At 40.7% G+C, this 832-nt stretch carries 1 pseudogene; it reads left to right on the top strand.

The features are described from left to right. Positions 1 to 832, top strand: a pseudogene (locus Tanf_RS05030) (IS1595 family transposase); the annotation flags it as partial.

Below are 832 nucleotides of genomic sequence, written 5' to 3'. Positions count from 1 at the left end.
TGCAAGCAAAAGTTTAAGGCATATCGCGACCAAGTAGGAGTTGTTTGTTCCAAATGCGGAGGCACGGATCATTATTGGAAAAAAGACAAGGAGCAATATGAATGCAAACACTGCAAAACGCGCACCACGCTAAAAAGTGGAACGGTAATGCATAAATCGAAACTTCCTTTTCGTTATTGGTTTATAGCCATGCATCTGCTCACGTCAACGAAAAAGACATTTTCGACCAAAGAAATCCAGCGTCAATTGGGACATAATCGTTATCATCCTATTTGGCATATGGTTCACAAACTTCGCGAGGCCATGGGTAAAAGAGATGATGAATATGTCCTTGCAGGTTGTATAGAATTGGATGAGGGTTATTTTTCCACAGAGATGAGTCAAGAGGAAAAAGATAAACCCTTGAAGCGTGGACGTGGCAGTCAAAAGAAAAGCAAAGTTTTAGTAATGGCAGAAAGTGAAATGGTTGAATTTCCGAAAACCGGTCAAAAACCACGAAGAGTCGGCTATTTGAAAATGAAAGTAATCGATGATTTGAAGAAAGAAACGATCAATAAGGCGGTTAAGGAATTAGCCGCAGATGTGCGGGAAGTTGACACGGATCATTCTACCTCTTATGTAGAATTGAAAGATTTTGTACCTAGAGACACCACTCTCAGGTTATCCCCAAAGAGAAAGTGGGCGAGGTCTTACCCTGGGTCCATATCGCCATCAGCAATGCCAAGAGACAGTTGATAAATACGTTCCATGACATCAAGCCCGAATTCTTACAAAATTACTTAGATGAATTCTGTTACAAGTTTAATCGCCGATATTTGGGAGAAGCTCTTTT

It is taken from the genome of Tannerella forsythia, from assembly GCF_001006485.1.
Taxonomy (GTDB): domain Bacteria; phylum Bacteroidota; class Bacteroidia; order Bacteroidales; family Tannerellaceae; genus Tannerella; species Tannerella forsythia.
This window is presented reverse-complemented; position numbering and strand designations above follow the sequence as displayed.